Source organism: Moorena sp. SIO4E2, from assembly GCF_010671945.1.
In the GTDB taxonomy this organism is placed as follows: domain Bacteria; phylum Cyanobacteriota; class Cyanobacteriia; order Cyanobacteriales; family Coleofasciculaceae; genus Moorena; species Moorena producens.
Genome location: NZ_JAAHIE010000376.1, coordinates 5,256 through 7,407, shown reverse-complemented (window position 1 = coordinate 7,407; position 2,152 = coordinate 5,256). Strand labels below are relative to the sequence as shown.

1 protein-coding gene, 1 pseudogene and 1 riboswitch are annotated in these 2,152 nt (G+C 47.1%); the gene and the pseudogene both read right to left on the bottom strand.

Translation table 11 applies throughout. The features are described from left to right. Window positions 1-811: phosphomethylpyrimidine synthase ThiC (locus F6K37_RS27740; protein ID WP_287253629.1), on the bottom strand; the 811-nt coding region annotated here is incomplete at its 3' end. Window positions 812-817: 6 nt separating this feature from the next. Beyond that, window positions 818-914: riboswitch (TPP riboswitch) on the bottom strand. Window positions 915-1,201: 287 nt separating this feature from the next. Beyond that, window positions 1,202-2,152, bottom strand: a pseudogene (gene ftsH3 / locus F6K37_RS27735) (ATP-dependent zinc metalloprotease FtsH3); the annotation flags it as partial.

The window sequence follows — 2,152 nt, the reverse complement described above, 5'->3', positions numbered from 1 at the left end:
GTACATCATGTTCCCAAGCACGACGAGTCAACTGCCCCAATGTTTTCAATTCTGCTAACTGGGCTTGATCAGATGCATCATGGGTGCAGCCAGGACGCAGGGAATCCCCTAAGCTGAAGGAGACATCATATTTCTTGAAAATCTCGATAATGTCGTCAAAGTGGGTATAGAGGGGATTTTGCTTGTGGTGATGGAGCATCCACTTGGCTAGGATACCACCACCACGAGAAACAATGCCGGTTAGGCGGTTTCTGACCAAAGGCAGATGTTCAATTAAGATGCCAGCGTGGATGGTTTGATAGTCAACTCCTTGCTGAGCATGCTTTTCAATGATGTGGAGAAAGTCATCGGCAGTAAGGTTTTCCACCTTGCCGTGGACACTTTCTAAGGTTTGGTAAACGGGTACTGTGCCAATGGGTACGGGTGAGGCATTAATGATGGCGGAACGAATCTCATCCAAGTTGCCACCACCTGTAGACAAGTCCATAACGGTATCGGCCCCGTACTTCACGGCCAAGTTAACCTTCTCTAGCTCTTCATCAATATTAGAAGAGTTGGGGGAGGCACCGATATTGGCATTCACCTTACATTTGGAGGCGATACCAATACACATTGGCTCTAGGTTAGTGTGGTTGATATTGGCGGGGATAATCATTCGCCCCCGTGCCACTTCATCTTTGATCAGCTCAACGGGAAGGTTTTCCCGCTGGGCTACGTAGTGCATCTCTTCTGTCAGGAGACCCTGGCGAGCATAGTACATTTGAGTCACATTGCTCTGACCACGGCGCTTGGCAACCCATTCAATACGCATATTTAATTTCCTCGATGACAGCTTCCCTCCGCCGGTATTAACCGGACTCAGGTTCTAAGGGTGTAATCTCAGCCTGGTTTCTCAGGCACCCCTAGCTTGGTTTGACTATAGTATTACAAAAAAATCCTTCGGATTTAGGATCGCGCTCCTTGCCATAGATTCACACGTGGGGAATCTATGGAATTCGAGATTATTTAGATTAGCTTATGGAATTTTGAACAGGAATAGTTATATCATTATTTTTTTTTAAGATTTAATCTCAAAATAATACAGGACAGTGCTTAGTTACACTGTCCTGTTACGGTATCCTGTTAAGGATGATTAATAGCTAGAGACTATTGTATTCACCATTATTGTATTTACCTAGGTGATTGCCTACATCGCCTTGTGTTAAACAGCGATCGCAGCCATCTTGACATCGTTAGTGCTTAGAATCTCTTGGAGTTCCTCAGCATCTACGGTTTCTTTATCAATCAGCATTTCAGCAAGCTTATCGAGGATGTGCTTATTGCCAAGAATTACATTCTTAGCCCGTTCGTAGGCTTCATCAACTAGCTTGCGAACCTCTTCATCAATGGTTGATGCTGTGGCATCTGAGAAATCCCGGTCTGAGGCAATATCCCGACCTAGGAACATACTGCCATTCTGCCGTCCTAGAGCTACTGGGCCAAGGCGATCGCTCATACCATAGCGCATCACCATCTGCCGTGCCACCCGAGTCACCTGTTGCAAGTCATTGGAAGCACCTGTGGTCACTTCTTCTTCACCGAAGATAATTTCTTCAGCAATCCGACCACCTAAGGCCACTGCCATCTGATTTTGCAGGTAAGAACGGGAAAACATGCCTGAATCCATCCGGTCTTCGCTAGGGGTGAACCAAGTCAAACCACCAGCACGACCCCGAGGAATAATGCTAATTTTCTGCACTGGGTCATAATCGGGCATTAAGGCACCCACAAGGGCGTGACCTGCTTCGTGAAATGCTACGAGGGTTTTGCGTTTCTCGCTCATTACCCGGTCTTTCTTCTCTGGCCCTGCAAGCACCCGGTCAATGGCATCATTAACCTCATCCATCGAGATTTCGGTTAAGTTGCGACGGGCTGCCAAAATTGCTGCTTCATTGAGCAAGTTGGATAAATCTGCTCCGGTGAAACCAGGGGTCCGACGGGCAATCTTTTCGAGATCCACATCTTTGGCAAGGGTTTTACCACGAGCATGAACGTTGAGAATTTCCAAACGTCCGGCATAATCAGGACGGTCTACTACTACTTGTCGATCAAAACGACCAGGGCGTAGTAGGGCAGCATCAAGAACATCTGGGCGGTTGGTAGCAGCAATAAT